This is a genomic window from Streptomyces sp. NPDC088745 (assembly GCF_044751045.1).
Lineage (GTDB): Bacteria > Actinomycetota > Actinomycetes > Streptomycetales > Streptomycetaceae > Streptomyces > Streptomyces cremeus.
Genome location: NZ_JBIVLB010000002.1, coordinates 662,230 through 682,539, shown reverse-complemented (window position 1 = coordinate 682,539; position 20,310 = coordinate 662,230). Strand labels below are relative to the sequence as shown.

The window sequence follows — 20,310 nt, the reverse complement described above, 5'->3', positions numbered from 1 at the left end:
CCTTTTGGCGGACGGCGGGCACCGGCTTGGCGCTGCGTTCGGCGATTGTTCGAGGAATGCGAGGGCTTGATCACCGCACATTCACACGCCGCGCACTCGTCCGGGTGTTTGCCTTCGCGGCGTTACGCCACCCGGACTCCGACGGCGGTCCCGTCCGCGCCGGTCGGTGCCCGGAGTTCCTGTCGGATTGTGGCGGCGACTGCGGGGTGCACCGGCAGAGTGAGATGACCGACGCCGCTGACCTGCACATTCGTCGCGACGAGATCGGGATGGTGGAGGCGGGCGGTTTCCGTGGGGACCATTATTCGATCAAGGTCACTCCAGAAACTCACGAATCGAGTGCGGCATCCCGGGGCGGGCAGGGCGAGTTCCGCGATCAAGGAAGAGCCGGGGCGCATCTGCCGTACGAGGGGGTGCGCGCTCATCGGCGGCGCGACGCGCGTGCCCTCGTGCGGAGTTCCGAGAGTGATGAGTGTGCGCACGCGCGTGTCGCCGCCGAGCCGTTGTGTGTAATAGCGCGCGATCAGGCCGCCCAGGCTGTGCCCGACGATGTCGACGCGGGGGTGTCCCGTCCGCGCGCAGAGGTCCTCGACGTGCCGGGCGAGGAGCTCGGCGGCGGTGCGCAGGTCGCAGGTGAGGGGGGAGTAGTTGAGCGAGGTCAGGTGGTGCCAGCCGTGCCGGGCGAGGGAGCGGCGGAGCGGGACGAACACGGAGCGGTTGTCGACGAAGCCGTGCAGCAGGACCACCGGGGGGCGGCCGACGGCCGCGGTGAGGAGCGCGAATTCGGCCCCGGCCCCGTCGCTTCCGCGCCCCGGGCGGGTCCCGGGACCGGCGGACTGCTCGGGGCGCATGCCGGCGGGGTAGAGCATCACATGCCCGAGGAGGACCGCCAGTTCGAGAACGGCAGCCCGCAGCAACGGGATGAGGGGGGCGGGCGGGGGAGGAGAAATGCTCATGGCGGCCGACCTTCCGGACAGCACACGGGAGACGGCTCCGTCCCCGGGTGCCCTCGTGGGGGTGCTGCGCCGAGGCCGGGCGGGTCGGGAGGAAAAGAGCGGCCGCACCACCGTGCCGTGCGGCTGACGGCGCGCTGGTGCGGCGACCTCGTTGCGGCCCCCCGTGCGACGGCCCCGCCACGGCTGTTGCTCCCGGGCTCCTGACGACCCGGGGCGCGGTGCCGGACGGTGTGGGTGCGACGCACAGCGAACGTGTTTCTCACCGTGTGATTTCCCCCTCTGTCTCCACCGCGAAACGGCGGCGTGCGGGATGCTGTGGATAACGTTCGTTCACTTCCCCGCTCCTCCTGGGGCGGGGGGACGTTGCGCCAACGGCGGCGCGGTGCGTACTGGGAGGCAGCAGCGATGGGTGTTACGGGTCCGATCCGTGTGGTGGTGGCGAAGCCGGGGCTCGACGGGCACGACCGGGGGGCCAAGGTCATCGCGCGGGCGCTGCGCGACGCGGGCATGGAGGTCATCTACACGGGCCTGCACCAGACGCCCGAGCAGATCGTGGACACCGCGATCCAGGAGGACGCGGACGCGATCGGCATGTCGATCCTCTCCGGTGCGCACAACACGCTCTTCGTGAAGGTCATCGACCTGCTGCGGGAGCGGGACGCGGCGGACATCAAGGTCTTCGGGGGCGGCATCATTCCGGAGGAGGACATCGCGCCGCTGAAGGCGAAGGGGGTCGCGGAGCTCTTCACGCCGGGGGCGACGACGACGGAGATCGTGGAGTGGGTCCGGGCGAACGTGAGGCAGCCGGCGGGGGCGTGAGGTTGGGGCGTCGGGGGGAGGCTTCGGCGTGCGGGGTGGCTCGGGGTTTCGGTGTGCGGGGCGGCGCGGGGTGCGGGGCTTCGGCGTGCGGGGTGGCGCGAGGCTTCGGATGCGAGCCGGTTTGGGATGCGGGGCTTCGGCGGGGCGTGACTTCGGGTGCGGAGCAGCTTGGGGTGCGGGGCTTCGGATACGAGCGGGTTTGAGGTGCGGGGCCTCGGTGGGGCGTGACTGTGGGTGCAGGGCGCGGCTTCGGCGGGGCGTGACTGCGAGTGCGGGGTGGGGCTTCGGCAGGGTACGGGTGCGGGGCGGCTCGGGGTTGCTGCTCGTGCCGGGGGCGCTGCCCCCCGGCCCCCGGTTTGCGCCCCGGTCCCGCCCCCGGTCCCGCCCCTTCACTGAGAGCGCTCGCCGCGCGGCTGTGCGGTGGGGCGCTCGCGCGGTTCCCCGCGCCCCTGGCGCGCTCGTGCCGGTCCGCGTGGTCTACGGACCCCCCGCCTCGCCCGAGAGTTCCCGCATCATCGCCGCGCGCAGCCGCAGGGTTCCCACCAGGCGCTGGAACGCCTCCGACCAGTAGCCCCCGGCACCCGGCGACGCGCCCTCCGCCTCCGCCGGGGTCGTCGTCAGGATCTCCAAGCGGTCCGCCTCCCCGGGGTCCAGGCACCGCTCCGCCAGCCCCATCACCCCGCTGAAGCTCCACGGGTAACTCCCCGCGTCCCGCGCGATGTCCAGCGCGTCCACCACCGCCCGGCCCAGCGCCTGCGACCACGGCACCACGCACACCCCCAGCAGTTGGAACGCCTCCGACAGACCGTGCGCCGACACGAAACCGGCCACCCAGTCCGCCCGTTCCGCGTCCGGCAGCGTCGTCAGCAGCTTGGCCCGCTCGGCGAGCGACGCCGTGCCCGTTCCCGCTTCCGGCGGCACCGACGGCGCGCCGAGCAGTGCCCGTGCCCATGTCGCGTCCCCCTGCCGGATCGCCGCCCGGCACCACGCCGCGTGCAGTTCTTCGCCCCACCCGTCGGACACCGGCAGCGCGGTGATCTCCTGAGGGGTGCGGCCGTTCAGCCGGGGCGGCCAGGCGGAAAGCGGTGCGGACTCCACCAGTTGGCCCAGCCACCACGACCGTTCGCCCCGCCCGGCCGGGGGTTTGGCGACCACGCCGTCCCGCTGCATCGCCGCGTCGCACTCGTGCGGGGCCTCCACCACGATCCCGCCGAGCGTGCCCGTACGGTCCGGGCTCACGCAGGACGTGGCCCGGTCCGCCATCCGCGCGGCGAACGCGGAGGCCGGCAGCGCCGAGAGCAGCTCCGCGGCCACCGCGCGGACATTGCGGCTGCGGTCGGCGAGCGCCTGCTCCAGGAACTCCTCGTCGCCGGCGCTCAGCCCGGTCCGCAGCGAGTCCAGGAACATCAGCCGGTCCTCGGCCCGCTCGGTCGCCCAGGTGCCGGTGAGCAGGGTGAGCGCGGCGGCCGGATCGGCGGCCCGCACCGCACCGAGCAGCCGCACGCGTTCGGCGAACAGGCCCTCCTCCCACAGCGCCCGTACGGCCTCGGCGTCCTCCAGGGCGGGGAGCACGGCCCCGCCCGAGGTCCCGCGCAGCGCGTACTTCCACTCCGGGTTGAGCCGGGCCAGCCAGAGGCCCCGCGCCCCGGCGAACTCCAGCGCCTGCGGCCGCAGATCGGTCCGGGCCCGCGCGGCGTCCAGCAGCGCGGGCAGCAGGTCCTCGGGAGCCCGGTACCGGTGTCCGTTGGCGGCGGCCAGCCACTGCGGCAGCAGTTCCGTCAGGTCGGGCGTGCTGCCCCGTCGCCCACCGGACTGGGCGGGGGCCGCCCGGTCCGCCAGCAACAGGGCGAGCCTGCGCCGCGCGGGCCCGGGAAGCCGCGCCCGGCCGTCCCGCGGTGCGGGGGCGGGCAGTTCATCCGCGGCGGCGGGAGTGAGTCCGGCCCGTCGTCGCACGGTGTGCACGGCGGCGGCGTCCAGCAGCGCGGGGGCGGTCTCCGCCCCCGGGGCGGGCCGCCGGTCGGTGCCCAGGAGAGCGGCGGTGACCAGCTCTTCCCAGTGGGGCGGAGGAGCGATGGTGCTCATGGGGTTCCCTTCTCGAACGGTGTGGAGGGCTCGGGCAGCGCCGCAGGCGACCGAAGTACCGGGCGCGGCACGGGAGCGGGTTCCGTCCCGGCGACCCCCGCCCCGGCGGCCGGTGCGAGCACCCGGCCCCGCCCTCGCCCACCCCGGGGGCCGACGCGAGCACCGGCCCGCCCTCGCCCCGCCCCGAAATGCCTCACAGCAGCGGTATCGGCTCACCGGTGTCCGAAGCCCCCCACGCCGCCAAGGGCTGGAAGCCCTGGTGCCCGCACTCCCCGAAGACGGCCACCGGCCCCCCGCCGGAGAGGGCCGCCAGCTTCCACAGCCCGGGTCTTCCCACCGCCCCCCGGGCGACCGGCAACGCTGCCTTCCCGTCCGCGTCGGCCAGTTGCCACCCCTCGCCCACCGGCACCGGAACCACCCCGTCCAGCGTCACCGGCACCGACTCCAGCCACGGGTCCTCGCGCAGCGCCCGCCCGTACTCCTCCAGTGCCTCCCGCACCCCGGCCCCCCGCGGCAGCGCACCCCCCTCGTACGGCGCCCCGAACCGCTCCCCGAGCGTGGCCCGCAACTGCCCCGCCCCGCCGTGCGGCAGCACCTCCGCGTCGACGGCGAGGCCCACGGGCAGCGAGATCTCCGGCGCGCGCCCCGCCGCCCCGAAGGACAGCACCAGCACCGTGCGGCCCGTGTCCCGGCCGTACAGCCAGATGCGGCGGGTGGTGACCTTGCCGTCGGACTGGTCGTACTGGGCGAGGACCAGCCAACTGTCGCGGACCGCGGGCCCGGCCGGCGCGGACGGCAGGCCGACCCTCGTCCGTACCGTCGCCGCCAGGGCGTCGGGCAGCCGGTCGCGGCCCAGCCAGGCCGCGTCGAGCAGGTGCAGCAGCGCGCACTCCTCCAGCAGCCGTCCCGGCCAGTCCGGTCCCGAGGCCGGTATCGCGCCCAACTCCCGCACCCGGGCCGCGAGCCCCGGGGCCTGGGCGTCCACCATCCGCGCGGCCGTCTCCTCCCAGTACCCGTACCCCTCCCGCTCCGCCGAGGCCAGACCCTCGCGCAGCAGGTCCGTGAGCCGCTGCTCCAGCTCGGCGGCGCCCGACTCGATCCGGGCGGCCCGGCGTTCGGCCCGTCGCCGGGCCGCCTCCGGGTCGGCGGTCCTCTCCGCGGTGGCGCCGCCCGGCTCCGCCGGCGTCCCCTCCTGCCGCGCCCCGGCGCGCTCCCGGCGGGCCCGCAGCCACTCCCCGGCCCACCCGGCGGGCTCCGCGCCGGCCGTCACGACCGGGTCCTCGGCCGCCCAGAGCAGCAGCAGCCCCAGCGCGTGCTTGCAGGGGGACTTCCGGCTCGGGCAACTGCACTGGGAGGCCGGGACCGGGCCCGCCAGATCCACCACCGTGCGGTACGGCCTGCTGCCGCTGCCCTCGCACAGGCCCCACAGCGCCCCCGCGCCGTCGCAGCCCGCGTCCGACCACGGCCCGGCCGTCCCGAGCCTGCTTCCCGCTTCGCGCGAAGCGACGTCAGGAGCCAGTGCCAGCACCTGATCCGCCGTCCGGCGCACCCCCAGCTGATTCATGTCCCCGACGGTAGAGGCCCCCACTGACAATCGCTCTGACCTGCGATTCCACTGAGGACCGGCTTGACTTTACCCTCCCTTTGCGATGTGGTGCGGTCTCCAGCACCAGCCAAACCGGGGGTCCTCGCGATGAACCGCACAGCCCGCACCGCCCTTTGCGCCGCCGCCGTCACCGGCCTCGTCCTCGGCCTCGGTGCCTGCTCCGAGGTGAAGGAGGCCGCCAAGTCAGCCGCCTCCGAGGGCTCGGACAAGGCCGTCGACCAGGTCGACAAGGCCGTCAACGAGACCTACGAGGTCACCTACGAGGTCACGGGCAAGGACATCGAGTCCATCGAGTTCCACGCGGGCGGCGGCACTGCCCTGGAGCCCAAGCTGGAATCGGTGAAGAAGCCGGCCTCGCCGTGGACGAAGACCGTCACGCTGAAGGGGATCATGCCGGCGAACGTCACTCCGATCTCCGTCACCGGCCTCGCCGACCTGAAGTGCAAGGTCACGCACAAGGGCAAGGTCCTCGCCGAGGCGTCGGGCGAGAAGGCCATGGCGGGCGGCTGCATCGCCGCCTCGCCGGTCGCGGGGTAGTCGCCGGACACGGCCGCCCCGCCGGTCGTGAAATAGCTGCCGTAATACTTCAATCGGCGGTCTGACCTGCGCGGACGCTTGATTGTCAGTGGCATGGTGCACCGTGGGAACCACATCCGGGAAATCTGGAGGGGGATTCCATGACCACGCCTGCCACCGACTTCGACTCCGCCGCGGGGGCGGACGCCGCAGCGGTCCTGCGGCCGCACGCGGAGGACGCGTTCGCGCACGAGCTGAAGGCGCTGGCCGCGGCCGACGACCGGCCGCGGCCCACCCGCTGGAGGCTCTCGCCGTGGGCCGTCGCCACCTACCTCCTCGGCGGCACGCTGCCCGACGGCACGGTCATCACCCCCAAGTACGTGGGCCCGCGCCGAATCGTCGAGGTCGCCGTCACCACGCTGGCCACCGACCGCGCCCTGCTCCTCCTCGGCGTCCCGGGCACGGCCAAGACCTGGGTCTCCGAGCACCTGGCCGCCGCCGTCAGCGGCGACTCCACCCTGCTCGTCCAGGGCACGGCGGGCACCCCCGAAGAGGCCGTCCGGTACGGGTGGAACTACGCCCGGCTGCTCGCCCACGGCCCCAGCCGCGAGGCCCTGGTGCCCAGCCCCGTCATGCGGGCCATGGCCGAGGGCATGACCGCCCGCGTCGAGGAGCTGACCCGCATCCCGGCGGACGTCCAGGACACCCTGATCACGATCCTGTCGGAGAAGACCCTGCCGATACCGGAGCTGGGCCAGGAGTGCCAGGCCGTCTCCGGGTTCAACCTCATCGCCACCGCCAACGACCGGGACCGGGGCGTCAACGACCTCTCCAGCGCGCTGCGCCGCCGGTTCAACACGGTCGTGCTGCCGCTGCCCGCCACCCCCGAGGAAGAGGTCGACATCGTCTCCCGGCGGGTCGACCAGTTGGGCCGCTCCCTGGACCTGCCCGGTGGCACGGACGCCGTCGACGAGATCCGCCGCGTGGTCACCGTCTTCCGCGAGCTGCGTTCCGGCGTCACGGCCGACGGGCGCACCAAGCTGAAGTCGCCGTCGGGGACCCTGTCCACGGCCGAGGCGATCTCCGTGGTCACGGGCGGCCTCGCCCTCGCCGCCCACTTCGGCGACGGCGTGCTGCGCTCCGGTGACGTCGCCGCCGGAGTCCTCGGCGCGGTCGTCCGCGACCCGGCGGCGGACCGGGTCATCTGGCAGGAGTACCTGGAGACGGTCGTGCGCGAGCGCGACGGCTGGAAGGACTTCTACCGCGCCTGCCGCGAGGCGGGCGCATGACGCCCCCCGCGGCCGTCGCCGCCGCGCCGGACGCCGCCGCCGGCCCCGTGCCCCGCGTCACGGACACGCCGCCCGCGTCGGCCGCCGCCCCCGTTCCGCGCGGGCCCTGGCTGCTCGGGGTGCGGCATCACGGGCCCGGCTCGGCGCGTGCCGTACGGGACGCGCTCGACGCGGCGCGGCCCCGGGCCGTACTGATCGAGGGCCCGCCGGAGGCCGACGCACTGCTGCCGCTCGCCGCCGATCCGCAGATGCGGCCGCCGGTCGCGCTGCTCGCACACGTCACGGACGACCCCGGTCGGGCGTCGTTCTGGCCGTTCGCCGCGTTCTCCCCGGAGTGGGTCGCCGTCCGCTGGGCCCTGGACCACGGGGCGCGGGTCCGCTTCATCGACCTCCCCGCCGCGCACTCGCTGGCCGCGCGGGAGCAGAGCGCCGCACAGGGGGGAACGGAGCCGGAGGGCGGCCCCGGCCCCGAAGCCGGTCCCGGAGCCGCCGGTGGCATCGACGCCCTCGCCGTCGACCCGCTCGCCGTGCTCGCCGAGGCCGCCGGGTACGACGACCCCGAGCGCTGGTGGGAGGACGTCGTGGAGCACCGCGGCGCCCGGGGGACCGGCCCCCTCGCCCCGTTGGCCCCGTTCGAGGCGCTCGCCGAGGCGATGGGGGCGCTCCGCGAGGAGTACGGGCACGGCGGACACGCCCGCGACCTGGTCCGTGAGGCGTACATGCGCATCCAGCTCCGCACCGCCAGAAAGGAGTTCGGGGACGAGGTCGCCGTCGTCTGCGGCGCCTGGCACGTGCCCGCGCTCGCCGGGAAGCCCCCGACGCTCACCGCCGACCGCGCCCTCCTCAAGGGCCTGCCCAAGGTCAGGGCCGAGCTGACCTGGGTGCCCTGGACGCACCGCAGACTCGCCCGGCACAGCGGGTACGGGGCGGGCATCGACTCGCCGGGCTGGTACGGGCATCTGTTCGGCGCGCCGGACCGGCCCGTCGCGCGCTGGATGACCAAGGTCGCGGGCCTGCTGCGGGACGAGGACCGCCTCGTCTCCTCCGCCCACGTCATCGAGGCCGTCCGGCTCGCCGAGGCCCTCGCCGCGATGCGCGGCCGGCCGCTCGCCGGGCTCACCGAGACGACCGACGCGATCCGGGCCGTGCTGTGCGACGGCTCCGACGTGCCGCTCTCGCTCGTGCGGGACCGGCTGATCGTCGGCGACGTCCTCGGCGAGGTGCCGGACAGCGCCCCCGTCGTCCCCCTGCAACGCGACCTCACCCGGTGGCAGCGCACCCTGCGGCTGAAACCGGAAGCAGCCGAGCGGGAGCTGGAGCTCGACCTGCGCAAGGACACCGACGCCGCCCGCAGCCGCCTCCTGCACCGGCTGCGCCTGCTCGGCGTCGGCTGGGGCGAACCGGCCGAATTCCGGGGCAGCACCGGCACCTTCCGCGAGGGCTGGCGGCTGCGCTGGGACCCCGAGCTGTCGGTGAAGGTCGCCGAGGCCGGCATCTGGGGCACCACCGTCCTGGCCGCGGCCACCGCGAAAGCGGAGTCCGAGGCCGGGCGGGCCACCGCGCTCTCCGCCGTCACCGCCCTCGCCGAACAGTGCCTGCTGGCCGAACTGCCCGACGCCCTCCCGGTGGTGATGAACGCCCTCGCCGACCGCGCCGCCCTGGACAGCGACGTCGGCCACCTCGCCCAGGCCCTTCCCGCGCTCGCCCGCACCCTGCGCTACGGCGACGTGCGCGGCACCGACACCACCGCCCTCGCCGAGGTCGCGGCCGGCCTCACGATGCGGATCTGCGTCGGACTGCCGTCGGCCTGCACCGGCCTGGACGACGACGGCGCCGCCGCGATGCGCGGCCACCTCGACGCCGTGCACACCTCCGTCGGCCTGCTGACCCGGTCACCCGACGGCACCGGCCCGCGCACCGCGCCCGCCCCGCACGCAGCCCACGACCCGCTCGACGCACAGGCAGTCCACGACCCACGCGATGCCCGCGACCCGCACCACGCCCACGACCCCCACGCAGCCCGCCGCCCGCACCACGCCCACGACCCGCACGACCTGACCGGCCGCTGGGCGAGGGCCCTGCGCGCCCTCGCCGACCGGGACACCGTCGCGGGCGTCCTCCGCGGCCGCGCCGTACGCCTCCTCCTGGACGACGGGCGCCTCGACGAGGACGCCGCCGCCCGCCTGATGGGCCTCGCCCTCTCACCCGGCGCCCCGCCCGCCGACGCGGCCGCCTGGATCGAGGGCTTCGTCGGCGGCGCGTCCGGCTCGGGCATGCTCCTGGTCCACGACGTACGCCTCCTGGGACTGCTCGACTCCTGGCTCACCGAAGTCCCCGCGGACGCCTTCACCGACGTACTGCCGCTGCTGCGCCGGACGTTCTCGGCGTACGAACCAGGAGTGCGCCGCACCCTCGGCGAACTGGTCCGCCGCGGTCCGGCCCCGCCCGGCGGCACCCCGCCGGCGCCCGGCGGGCCCGCCGAAGCAGGCGTCCCCGGCTTCGGCCCCGCCCTCGACCCCACCCGCGCCGACGCCGTACTGCCCCTGCTGCACCTGCTGCTCGGCACCCCACCCGCACCGGAGAACCACGACCCGACGGAGGTGTCCCCGCGATGACCACGACCCCGGACCCGCCCCGCCCAGCGGCCGAGGAGCGGCTGCGGCGCTGGCGGATGGTGCTCGGCGGGGAGTCCGCCGACGGCACCGGCCACCGGCTCTCCGGGCAGGATGCCGCCATGGACGGCGCCCTCGCCGCCCTCTACGGCCGCAAGGACCCCGCCGCCGGGCGAGACGGCCGCACCGGCGACCGGGGCGCCGGGCTGGGGGCCTCCGCGCCGTCCGTCGCGCGCTGGCTCGGGGACATCCGCACGTACTTCCCCAGCTCCGTCGTGCAGGTCATGCAGCGCGACGCCATCGAGCGGCTCGGGCTCGCCGGGCTGCTCCTGGAGCCGGAGATGCTGGAGGCCGTCGAAGCCGACGTCCACCTCGTCGGCACCCTCCTCTCCCTCCACAAGGCCATGCCCGAGACGACCAGGGAGACCGCCCGCGCCGTCGTCCGCAAGGTCGTCGAGGACCTGGAGCGGCGCCTCGCCGCCCGCACCCGCGCCACCCTCACCGGCGCCCTCGACCGCAGCGCCCGCGTCCACCGCCCCCGGCACCGCGACATCGACTGGGACCGCACGATCCGCGCCAACCTCAAGAACTACCTGCCGGAGCACGGCACGATCGTCCCCGAACGGCTGATCGGTCACGGACGCGCCTCCCGGGCCGTGCAGAAGGAGGTCGTGCTCTGCGTCGACCAGTCCGGCTCAATGGCCGCCTCCGTCGTCCACGCCTCCGTCTTCGGGGCGGTGCTCGCCTCGATGCGGTCGATCCGGACCCGGCTCGTCGTGTTCGACACGGCGGTCGTCGACCTCACCGACCAGTTGGACGACCCCGTCGACATCCTCTTCGGCACGCAGCTCGGCGGCGGCACCGACATCAACCGGGCGCTCGCGTACTGCCAGTCGCGGATCACCCGGCCCGCCGACACCGTCGTCGTGCTGATCAGCGACCTGTACGAGGGCGGCATCCGCCACGAGATGCTCAAGCGGGTCGCCGCGATGCAGGCCTCCGGCGTGCAGTTCGTCACCCTGCTCGCCCTCTCCGACGAGGGAGCCCCCGCCCACGACCGCGAGCACGCCGCCGCGCTCGCCGCCCTCGGCGTCCCCGCCTTCGCCTGCACTCCGGACCTCTTCCCCGAGATCATGGCGGCGGCGATCGAAAAGCGGCCCCTGCCGATACCGGAGGCCGCATGATCGGACACTCAGTGACACCGGTCATGGTCATCGGCGGCACTCTGTGACAGGTATCACCGTTCAGGTGCGACCTGCGATTTAGGGACCTACGTCCCTCGGGGATAACCTGCGAGACGGACATGCCGCGTACCGGACACCGTGTACGCCTCCCTTGTGACAGCGCCGTCACGTTGCCTTCGCGGCACGCCCATCGCATTGAACGCAACGCGATCACCAGAACCCGCGATCTTCAGAAAAGGGACGGACGCGCGTGGACCTGTTCGAGTACCAGGCGAGGGACCTCTTCGCCAAGCACGGTGTACCGGTGCTGGCCGGTGAAGTCATCGACACGCCTGAGGCGGCGCGCGAAGCCACCGAGCGACTGGGCGGCAAGTCGGTCGTCAAGGCGCAGGTGAAGGTCGGCGGCCGCGGCAAGGCCGGTGGCGTCAAGCTGGCCGGCGACGCCGACGAGGCGGTGGCCCGCGCCACCGACATCCTCGGCATGGACATCAAGGGCCACACGGTCCACAAGGTGATGATCGCCGAGCTGTCCCCCGAGATTGAGGCCGAGTACTACGTCTCGTACCTCCTCGACCGCACCAACCGCACCTTCCTGGCCATGGCCTCGGTGCAGGGCGGCATGGACATCGAGGAGGTCGCGGAGAAGACCCCCGAGGCCCTCGCGAAGGTCCCGGTCAACGCCGTGGACGGCGTCGACATCGAGAAGGCCCGCGAGATCGTGGCCCTCGCGAAGTTCCCGGCCGACGTGGCCGAGGGCGTCGCCGAGGCCCTGGTGACGCTGTGGGACACCTTCGTCGCCGAGGACGCCCTCCTCGTCGAGGTGAACCCGCTGGTCAAGACCAAGGACGGCCGCATCCTGGCCCTCGACGGCAAGGTCTCGCTGGACGAGAACGCCGACTTCCGCCAGGCCGACCACGAGGCGCTGGAGGACAAGGACGCAGCCAACCCGCTCGAGGCTGCCGCCAAGGCCAAGAACCTCAACTACGTCAAGCTCGACGGCGAGGTCGGCATCATCGGCAACGGCGCGGGTCTCGTGATGAGCACCCTCGACGTGGTCGCGTACGCCGGTGAGAACCACGGCAACGTCAAGCCCGCCAACTTCCTGGACATCGGCGGCGGCGCCTCCGCCGAGGTCATGGCGAACGGCCTGGAGATCATCCTCGGCGACCCGGACGTCAAGTCCGTGTTCGTCAACGTCTTCGGTGGCATCACCGCCTGCGACGAGGTCGCCAACGGCATCGTCCAGGCCCTGGAACTCCTGAAGACCAAGGGCGAGGAAGTCACCAAGCCCCTCGTTGTCCGTCTCGACGGCAACAACGCCGAGCTGGGTCGCAAGATCCTCTCGGACGCCAACCACCCGCTCGTGCAGCGCGTGGACACCATGGACGGCGCGGCCGACAAGGCCGCCGAGCTCGCCGCGGCTGCGAAGTAAGGAAGAGGGACTCCAAACACCATGGCTATCTTCCTCACCAAGGACAGCAAGGTCATCGTCCAGGGCATGACCGGTGCCACGGGCATGAAGCACACCAAGCTCATGCTCGGCGACGGCACCAACATCGTCGGCGGCGTGAACCCGCGCAAGGCCGGCACGTCCGTCGACTTCGACGGCACCGAGGTCCCCGTCTTCGGCTCCGTCAAGGAGGCCATGGAGAAGACGGGCGCGGACGTCTCCGTCCTCTTCGTGCCGCCGGCCTTCGCCAAGGCCGCCGTCGTCGAGGCCATCGACGCGGAGATCCCCCTCGCCGTCGTCATCACCGAGGGCATCGCCGTCCACGACTCGGCCGCCTTCTGGGCGTACGCGACGGCCAAGGGCAACAAGACCCGCATCATCGGCCCGAACTGCCCCGGCCTCATCACCCCGGGCCAGTCCAACGCCGGCATCATCCCGGGCGACATCACCAAGCCCGGCAAGATCGGCCTGGTCTCGAAGTCCGGCACGCTGACGTACCAGATGATGTACGAGCTCCGTGACATCGGCTTCACCTCCGCCGTCGGCATCGGCGGCGACCCGGTCATCGGCACCACGCACATCGACGCCCTCGCGGCGTTCGAGGCGGACCCGGAGACCGAGCTCATCGTCATGATCGGCGAGATCGGCGGCGACGCCGAGGAGCGCGCGGCCGACTACATCGCGAAGAACGTGACCAAGCCGGTCGTCGGCTACGTCGCGGGCTTCACCGCCCCCGAGGGCAAGACGATGGGTCACGCCGGCGCGATCGTGTCGGGCTCGTCCGGCACCGCCCAGGCGAAGAAGGAGGCCCTTGAGGCCGCCGGCGTCAAGGTCGGCAAGACGCCGACCGAGACGGCGAAGCTGGCGCGCGCGATCCTCGCGGGCTGAGTTCCCGGCTTCCGGCACGGCTGTTGATACCGGCTATGGCCGGTGACACGGCTGTCGCCACGCGAAAGGCCCGCACCCCCGACGGGGGGTGCGGGCCTTTCGCGTGGACCGGCGGCGGTCAGCGGCCCTGCGGGACCAGGCGTTGCGGGCCGTTGTCCGGGTCGGCGCGGAGCTTGGCGCGGAGCTGCTCGTCCTGGAAGTCCAGGTGCTGGGGACCGCCCAGGACGGGGACGCCGCCGACCCGTGCGCCCGGCGGGACCGGGGCCTCGTACCGGGTCGGCGCCGTGGTCAGGGTGAAACTCGTCGCGCCGATGATCAACGTGGTGAACGCGATGGCCGCCCGCGTCCAGAAACGGGTCGTGCGCTCGCTCCTGGTGCGGACCGTGCGGCCGGTCGGCAGGGCGTCCACGGGCTGGGCGGCCGCCAGGGCGCTGAGACGTTCCTGCAGGAGGGCGGACTGCTCGGCGGGGCTGCGGGTCCCGCCCAGCTCCGGGACTCTCCGGGCGACGACCGCGCGGGCGTGCTCCAGGCGGTGGGCGGCGGCGGGGGTGGTGGCCTCGGTCTCGGCGGCGGTCTCGGGGAGGTCGAGGCCGAGGCCGTCGTAGAGGACGAGGGTGCGGCGGTAGGCGGGCGGGAGTTCGAGGAGGGCCTCCAGGAGGGCGTGCGGCGCGGGGTCCGCGCTCTCCGTTCGCGGGGCCGACGGGGGGTTGACGCGCAGGTGGGACGGGCGGAAGCGGTGCCAGGGGGACAGCGCGTACTCGTACGCCGCCGCCCGGACCCAGCCCGCCGGGTCGCGGTCCGTGGCGACCTCGGGCCAGCGCTGCCAGGCGAGCTGGAAGGCGCGCTCGACGGTCTCCTGGGAGAGGCGGTGGCGGCCGGTGAGGAGGTAGGCCTGGCGCAGGAGGGAGGGGGCGGTGCGCGAGTAGAGGTGGTCGAAGGCTTCGCAGGGGGTGCGGCGGGAGGGCTCGACGACGGCGACGGCTTCGGAGCGGGAAGGTCTTTCGCGTGTCGTACGGGGGCGGAGACGCTTCCGGGAGGGGCCGGGCTCGGGTGCGGCGAGCGCCGGGAGGGCCGGGGCCGGAACCGGGGCCGTGCCGGGCTTGGCCTGGGCGGAGGGTTCGGCTCCGCCGGGGGCTGCCCCCTTGCCCGCCCCCTTGGGGCGGCGGTCCCGTCGCCCCAGCGGGCCGGCGGAATCGGGGCGGGCCCGTCGGTCGGGGCCGGGGGCGCCGAGGGGGGCGGCTCGGCCGTGGAGGGCGGGTTCGGTGGTGAGGAGGCGGACGTAGAGGTCACGTTTGCGGCCGCGGGGGGAGGTGCGGCCGAGCTCCCAGGAGCGGACCGTTTCGCGGGTGACACCCACGATCTCCGCCACCTGCGCCTGTGACAGCGCCTTCGCCTCGCGCAGCCTGAGGCGTTCCTTCGGGGACGGCAGGTCGACGGCGGGGGCGGCGGGGGCGGTCCCGGTGGTCCTGGTCATCGGCGGACCACCCTCCCCGGAGTTCCCGTAGCAGCACGGCGGGCGAAAAAGTACATAAACGTATATTGGGCGACACGTCGGCCATTCTCCCGTTACGCGAAGTTGGCGCGTGTCGTGGGCAGCATGGCCGGGTGAACCCGAATCCAGTGACCGAGCAGCCGTTGCCGCAGGCCCCGCACCACGAGGGCCCGGAGGGCACGGGACATCAGGGGCAGCAGGGGCAGGGGGAGCAGCAGGAACCGCGGCCCCGGCCGGCGGACGCGGCGAAGAGTCCGCGGGCCGTCTGGGCGGCCTGCGTGGTGCGGGGCGCGCTCGCCGCCGGGCTGGGGCTCGGGACGTTCGCGGTGCTGGCGATGGTGCTGTGGATCAGTTCGCCGTACCCGGACGCGGGGGCCGGTGCCGCGCTGCGCGTCGCCGCCGGGCTCTGGCTGCTCGCCCACGGGGCGGACCTCGTGCGGCACGACACGTTCGACGCCGTCGCCGCGCCCGTCGGGCTGACCCCGCTGCTGTGCTCGGTGCTGCCGCTGTGGCTGGCCCACCGCACCGCGCGGGACGCCTGCGAGGAGGACGGCGAGGACGGGGCGACGCGGAGCGCCGCCTCCCGGTGGCAGGCGTTCGGAGGCGTGACACTCGGATACCTGCTGGTGGGAGGGCTGGCGGCGGCGCACGCGGCCGGTGGTCCGCTGCCCGCGACGGCCGGCAGCACGGCACTGCACCTGCCGCTCGTGGTGGGCGCCGCCACCGCCGCCGGGGTGTGGCGGGCGTACGGACGGCCGCGCGGACCGCTGCCGCACTGGGTTCCGGGGGGCGTGCGGCGCGCACTCACGCGCCCCCGGCTCACGGTGGCGGCGCACGCGGCGGGCGCGGGGGTCGCGGTGCTGGTGGGCGGCGGCGCCCTGCTCGTCGGGATCTCGCTGGGGTGGCACGCGGGTCTCGCCCAGGAGACCTTCGTACGGCTCGCGGGGGAGTGGTCGGGACGCGTCGGGGTGCTGCTGCTCGCCCTCGCGCTCGTCCCGAACGCGGCGGTGTGGGGCGCGTGTTACGGCCTCGGGGCGGGCTTCGAGGCGGGCGCGGGCGCGACGGTCGCCCCGCTGGCCGCGGCGGGGACGGGTGCGGTGCCGCCCTTCCCGCTGCTGGCCGCGCTGCCCGGCGAAGGCCGCGGGACGGCGCTCAACTGGGCGGCTGCGGGGGTGCCGTTGGCCGCCGCCGTGGTGGTCGCGTGGATGGTCGTACGGGTGGCCGCGCCCGTCTGTGCCGTACGGGAGGAGGCCTGGGGGCGGCGGCGGACGGCCGGGGCGGTGGCCCTGGCGGGCGGGGCGTGCGGGGCGCTGACGGCGGTGCTCGCGGCGGCGTCGGGCGGGCCGCTCGGGGTGGGCCGGCTGGCGGAGTTCGGGCCGGTGGGGTGGGCGGCGGGCCTGGCGGCGGCGGGGTGGGTGGTGCTGGTGGGGGTGCCGGCGGCGCTGGGGATGAGGGCCTGGCGGCTGCGGGAGAGGGCGGGGTGGCGAAGGCCCCCGGCCGTGCTTCCGGCCGCGGACGCGGCTCCGACGCCGGCGGTGGTTCCGGCGGTGGTTCCGGCTCCGGCAGTGGTTCCGGCTCCGGCGGCGGGTCCGATTCCGGCGGTGGTTCCGACTCCGGCGACGCGGCACCCCGGCGTCTCCGCGCAGGCGGCCTCCCTGCACGCACCCTCCGGGCCCCAGGCCCCCTGGCCTCCGGCCCCCGAACACGCACCCCCCGTACGAGCCGTCCCGTCCTCCGCACCCCCGGCGCGGGCCGCCTACGCGTCCGAGCCCCCCGGCACAGCCGTGCGCTCGTCGCCCGAACACGGCTCCCGGCACGACAGCGGGGCGCGTGACGTGCGGTGGGCCGCGCTGCGGGAGGGGTCCGGGGGGATCGCGGCGGAGGTGCGGGACGAGGGGGAGGAGCCGCCGCCCGCCCCCGGCGGATGACGGTTCCTCCCCCTCCCTTGCCCGAACCCGCGCGGCTGCCTACTCCCGCACCCCGAGCATCGGCACCAGGGACTTCGGCAGTTCCTCGTTGCAGGCCACCTGGGCCGACTTCGTCAGGGAGTCGGCCACGCACGTGTAGTAGTCCCGGTACACCAGCTGCGCCGTGAACGTCGCCGCCACGATCAGCAGCGCCAGGCCCGCCGTGACCAGCCCGCTCACCGCCGCCGTCGTCTGCGGGCGGGTGCTCGTGGCCGGGTCCGCCTCGGTGCGGTTGCGCAGCGAGCTGATGCCCCAGTACAGCGCCAGCGCGCCCAGCAGCAGCGCGATCTCCCGCAGCGTGAACACCGCGAAGAAGAACGCCCACATGCCCGCGAGCAGCGCGTACCGGGCGCGCCGCTGGACCGGGTCCGTCGGGTCCCAGCGCAGCCCGTGGCCCGGTCCGCCGTCCTGGCCCTCCGGTCCGTTCTGGCCGCGCCCCGGGGACTGCGGGCCGCCGAAGCCGCCGCTGCCGCGGCCCGGCTGACGGTTGCTCCACTGGCCGCCCCAGCCCGAGCCCGTACCCGTACCCGTGCCCGAGTCCTCCGAGGACCCGGACGGCTTCCGCGGCTGCCAGGGCCGGTCCGGCGTGCCCTCCGGCGGCGGCGCGAACGGATTGTCGTCCCGGGGCGGGGCGGACGAGTCCGGCGCGGCGTCCGTCTCCCCGCCGCCCTTGCGGTCCCGCAGCAGGAGCCCACCGCCGGCCGAGTGCTGCGGCAGCGGGAACGGGTGGCGGCTCGGGGCCGCGTCGCGGCGTCGGTCCGTCATCTGGTGAACGTCTTCCCCTCGGACCTTCCGTCGGTGCCCGGAGCGTTGTGCTCCGCGGTGCGGAAGGTCGTGTGTCGTTGGTGCCCGGCCGGGTGAGGGCCGGGCCCGCGGCCCGGCGGCGGCCCGGCGGCGACGCCGGGCCCGCGACGGGATGCGAGTCCTGCCCTGACGCTACCTGGCGCGGGTGCACCCGTCCCGTGGGGGCGGGCCGGTGTGCCGGTATCGTTGCTGACGTCCGGCGCCTTCGTAGGGTTCCCCGTACAGCGGGCTGCGATTTCTTCGTACGACCCCACAAAGCCGCGTTCGCGCCCAGAAACCGCACGAGCCGCGAGAAAGAGACCCGCCGTGGCCTCCCCGCCCCCCTCCGCTTCCGCCTTCCCGCCCCCCTCCGGACGCCCCGCCCGTCTGGTGGTCCTGGTCTCCGGGTCCGGTACGAACCTCCAAGCCCTGCTCGACGTCATCGACGCGGTCCCCCACTACGGCGCGGAGATCGTCGCGGTCGGCGCCGACCGCGACGGCATCGTCGGCCTGGAGCGGGCGAGGAACGCCGCGATCCCCACGTTCGTGTGCCGGGTGAAGGACTACGGGACGCGCGAGGAGTGGGACGCGGCGCTGACGGCCCGGACCGCCGCGTACGAGCCCGACCTGGTCGTCTCGGCCGGGTTCATGAAGATCGTGGGCAGGGATTTCCTCGCCCGGTTCGGCGGGCGCGTGGTCAACACGCACCCCGCCCTGCTGCCCAGTTTTCCCGGTGCGCACGGCGTCCGCGACGCTCTCGCGTACGGCGCGAAGGTCACCGGGTGCACCGTCCACTTCGTCGACGACGGCGTCGACACCGGCCCGATCATCGCCCAGGGCGTGGTCGAGGTCCGGAACGAAGACGACGAAGCCGCTCTCCACGAGCGGATCAAGGAAGTCGAGCGCATGCTGCTCGTCGAGGTCGTGGGGCGTCTCGCCCGCAACGGCTACCGCATAGAGGGACGAAAGGTTCATGTCGGTGAACTCGGTTAACCCGGCCAACTCCATCAACAAGAAGCCCATCAAGCGCGCTCTTGTCAGCGTCTACGACAAGACCGGCCTGGAGGAGCTGGCGCGGGGCCTGCACGAGGCCGGCGTCGAGCTGGTGTCGACCGGCTCCACCGCCGCGAAGATCGCCGCCGCCGGTGTCCCGGTCACCAAGGTCGAGGAGCTGACCGGCTTCCCCGAGTGCCTGGACGGCCGCGTCAAGACCCTGCACCCGCGCGTGCACGCGGGCATCCTGGCCGACCTGCGCCTGGCGGACCACCGCAGCCAGCTCGCCGAGCTGGGCGTCGAGCCCTTCGACCTGGTCGTCGTGAACCTCTACCCGTTCACGCAGACCGTCGCCTCGGGCGCGAGCGACGACGAGTGCGTCGAGCAGATCGACATCGGTGGCCCGTCCATGGTCCGCGCCGCCGCCAAGAACCACCCCTCGGTCGCGGTCGTCACCAGCCCCGAGCGGTACGCGGACGTCCTCGCGGCGGTCGGGGACGGCGGCTTCGACCTCACCGCCCGCAGGCGCCTGGCGGCCGAGGCCTTCCAGCACACGGCGGCGTACGACGTGGCGGTGGCGAACTGGTTCGCAGGGACCGGCGGCGGAGCCGCCGACGAGCACGGCGCGGCGGCGGACGACAGCGGCTTCCCGGCCTTCGTCGGCCAGACGTACACCCGCAAGAACGTCCTGCGCTACGGCGAGAACCCGCACCAGGGCGCCGCCCGCTACGTCGACGGCACCGGCGGCCTCGCCGAGGCGGAGCAGTTGCACGGCAAGGAGATGTCGTACAACAACTTCACCGACACGGACGCCGCCCGCCGTGCCGCGTACGACCACGCCGAGCCCTGCGTGGCGATCATCAAGCACGCCAACCCGTGCGGCATCGCGATCGGCGCGGACGTCGCCGAGGCGCACCGCAAGGCGCACGCCTGCGACCCGCTGTCCGCGTTCGGCGGCGTGATCGCCGTCAACCGCCCGGTCTCCGTCGCCATGGCCGAGCAGGTCGCGGAGATCTTCACCGAGGTCGTCGTCGCGCCGGACTACGAGGACGGCGCCGTCGAGGTCCTGGCCCGCAAGAAGAACATCCGCGTGCTGCGCTGCGCGGGCGCGCCCTCCGCCCGGGTCGAGGTCAAGCCGATCGACGGGGGCGCCCTCCTCCAGGTCACCGACCGGCTCCAGGCCGAGGGCGACGACCCGGCGAACTGGACGCTGGCCGCCGGTGAGGCGCTGTCCGAGGCGGAGCTCGCGGAGCTCTCCTTCGCCTGGAAGGCCTCCCGCGCGGTGAAGTCCAACGCGATCCTGCTCGCCAAGGACGGCGCGTCGGTCGGCGTCGGCATGGGTCAGGTCAACCGCGTCGACTCCGCGAAGCTGGCGGTCGAGCGGGCGGGCGAGGAGCGGGCGCGCGGTGCGTACGCCGCGTCCGACGCGTTCTTCCCCTTCCCCGACGGCCTGGAGATCCTGCTGGACGCGGGCGTCAGGGCCGTGGTCCAGCCGGGCGGTTCGGTCCGTGACGAGCTGGTGGTGGAGGCCGCGAAGAAGGCGGGCGTGACGATGTACTTCACCGGCACGCGCCACTTCTTCCACTGACCCGCGCCGGTACCGCACGCGAAGAAGGCCGCCGACTCCCCTCGCTGAGGGGGGAGTCGGCGGCCTTCGCCGCGCCGTGGTCCGT

The 20,310-nt window shown here is 74.4% G+C and carries 15 protein-coding genes; 10 read left to right on the top strand and 5 right to left on the bottom strand.

The annotated features are described in order from the left end of the window. Window positions 1–122: 122 nt before the first annotated feature. On the bottom strand, window positions 123–956 hold the full coding sequence (locus ACIP93_RS07670) for an esterase/lipase family protein (protein ID WP_401756666.1): 834 nt from the start codon (window positions 954–956) through the stop codon (window positions 123–125). 405 nt (window positions 957–1,361) lie between these two features. On the opposite strand from ACIP93_RS07670, the gene ACIP93_RS07665 reads away from it, so the two are divergent. Beyond that, window positions 1,362–1,775, top strand: coding sequence for a cobalamin B12-binding domain-containing protein (locus ACIP93_RS07665; RefSeq protein WP_345228869.1), 414 nt, complete (start codon window positions 1,362–1,364; stop codon window positions 1,773–1,775). Window positions 1,776–2,252: 477 nt separating this feature from the next. Here ACIP93_RS07665 and ACIP93_RS07660 read toward each other — a convergent pair whose 3' ends face one another. Both ACIP93_RS07660 and ACIP93_RS07655 read right to left on the bottom strand, forming a co-directional pair. Then, a complete protein-coding gene (locus tag ACIP93_RS07660) occupies window positions 2,253–3,857 on the bottom strand; it encodes a DUF5691 domain-containing protein (RefSeq protein ID WP_401756664.1) in 1,605 nt (534 codons plus the stop codon). Window positions 3,858–4,050: 193 nt separating this feature from the next. Continuing rightward, window positions 4,051–5,421: an SWIM zinc finger family protein gene (locus ACIP93_RS07655; RefSeq protein WP_401756662.1), complete on the bottom strand. Its 1,371-nt coding sequence runs from the start codon at window positions 5,419–5,421 to the stop codon at window positions 4,051–4,053. Window positions 5,422–5,550: 129 nt separating this feature from the next. Between ACIP93_RS07655 and ACIP93_RS07650 the strand changes: the two genes are divergently transcribed. From ACIP93_RS07650 to sucD, 6 genes are all read left to right on the top strand, one after another. Next, window positions 5,551–6,000, top strand: coding sequence for a hypothetical protein (locus ACIP93_RS07650; protein WP_345228866.1), 450 nt, complete (start codon window positions 5,551–5,553; stop codon window positions 5,998–6,000). 140 nt (window positions 6,001–6,140) lie between these two features. Beyond that, a complete protein-coding gene (locus tag ACIP93_RS07645; protein WP_401756661.1) occupies window positions 6,141–7,268 on the top strand; it encodes an AAA family ATPase in 1,128 nt (375 codons plus the stop codon). Then, window positions 7,265–9,883 carry a DUF5682 family protein gene (locus ACIP93_RS07640; RefSeq protein WP_401756659.1) on the top strand — a complete coding sequence of 873 codons (2,619 nt, stop codon included), beginning with the start codon at window positions 7,265–7,267 and terminating at the stop codon, window positions 9,881–9,883. The genes ACIP93_RS07645 and ACIP93_RS07640 overlap by 4 nt, the downstream gene beginning before the upstream one ends. Then, window positions 9,880–11,064 (top strand): VWA domain-containing protein, encoded by a 1,185-nt coding sequence (locus ACIP93_RS07635; protein WP_401756657.1) that lies wholly within the window; start codon window positions 9,880–9,882, stop codon window positions 11,062–11,064. The genes ACIP93_RS07640 and ACIP93_RS07635 overlap by 4 nt, the downstream gene beginning before the upstream one ends. Window positions 11,065–11,314: 250 nt before the next feature. Beyond that, window positions 11,315–12,496, top strand: a complete 1,182-nt coding sequence (gene sucC / locus ACIP93_RS07630; RefSeq protein WP_345228862.1) for an ADP-forming succinate--CoA ligase subunit beta — start codon at window positions 11,315–11,317, stop codon at window positions 12,494–12,496. Between the two features lie 21 nt (window positions 12,497–12,517). Next, complete coding sequence (gene sucD / locus ACIP93_RS07625) at window positions 12,518–13,402, top strand: succinate--CoA ligase subunit alpha (RefSeq protein WP_345228861.1); 885 nt, start codon at window positions 12,518–12,520, stop codon at window positions 13,400–13,402. A 118-nt stretch (window positions 13,403–13,520) separates the two neighbouring features. On the opposite strand, the gene ACIP93_RS07620 is transcribed toward sucD, so the two are convergent. Continuing rightward, window positions 13,521–14,876 (bottom strand): sigma factor-like helix-turn-helix DNA-binding protein, encoded by a 1,356-nt coding sequence (locus ACIP93_RS07620; protein WP_401756654.1) that lies wholly within the window; start codon window positions 14,874–14,876, stop codon window positions 13,521–13,523. Window positions 14,877–15,007: 131 nt separating this feature from the next. Between ACIP93_RS07620 and ACIP93_RS07615 the strand changes: the two genes are divergently transcribed. After that, the gene (locus ACIP93_RS07615; protein WP_401756652.1) at window positions 15,008–16,822 is read left to right on the top strand and encodes a DUF6350 family protein; all 1,815 of its coding nucleotides are present in this window, start codon (window positions 15,008–15,010) and stop codon (window positions 16,820–16,822) included. A gap of 39 nt (window positions 16,823–16,861) precedes the next feature. Here the strand turns inward: ACIP93_RS07615 and ACIP93_RS07610 are convergent, their stop codons facing one another. Further along, window positions 16,862–17,626: a hypothetical protein gene (locus tag ACIP93_RS07610; protein WP_401756651.1), complete on the bottom strand. Its 765-nt coding sequence runs from the start codon at window positions 17,624–17,626 to the stop codon at window positions 16,862–16,864. A gap of 345 nt (window positions 17,627–17,971) precedes the next feature. Between ACIP93_RS07610 and purN the strand changes: the two genes are divergently transcribed. Both purN and purH read left to right on the top strand, forming a co-directional pair. Beyond that, a complete protein-coding gene (gene purN, locus ACIP93_RS07605) occupies window positions 17,972–18,637 on the top strand; it encodes a phosphoribosylglycinamide formyltransferase (RefSeq protein ID WP_345228857.1) in 666 nt (221 codons plus the stop codon). Then, window positions 18,618–20,225: a bifunctional phosphoribosylaminoimidazolecarboxamide formyltransferase/IMP cyclohydrolase gene (gene purH / locus ACIP93_RS07600; RefSeq protein ID WP_345228856.1), complete on the top strand. Its 1,608-nt coding sequence runs from the start codon at window positions 18,618–18,620 to the stop codon at window positions 20,223–20,225. The genes purN and purH overlap by 20 nt, the downstream gene beginning before the upstream one ends. Window positions 20,226–20,310: the final 85 nt, after the last annotated feature.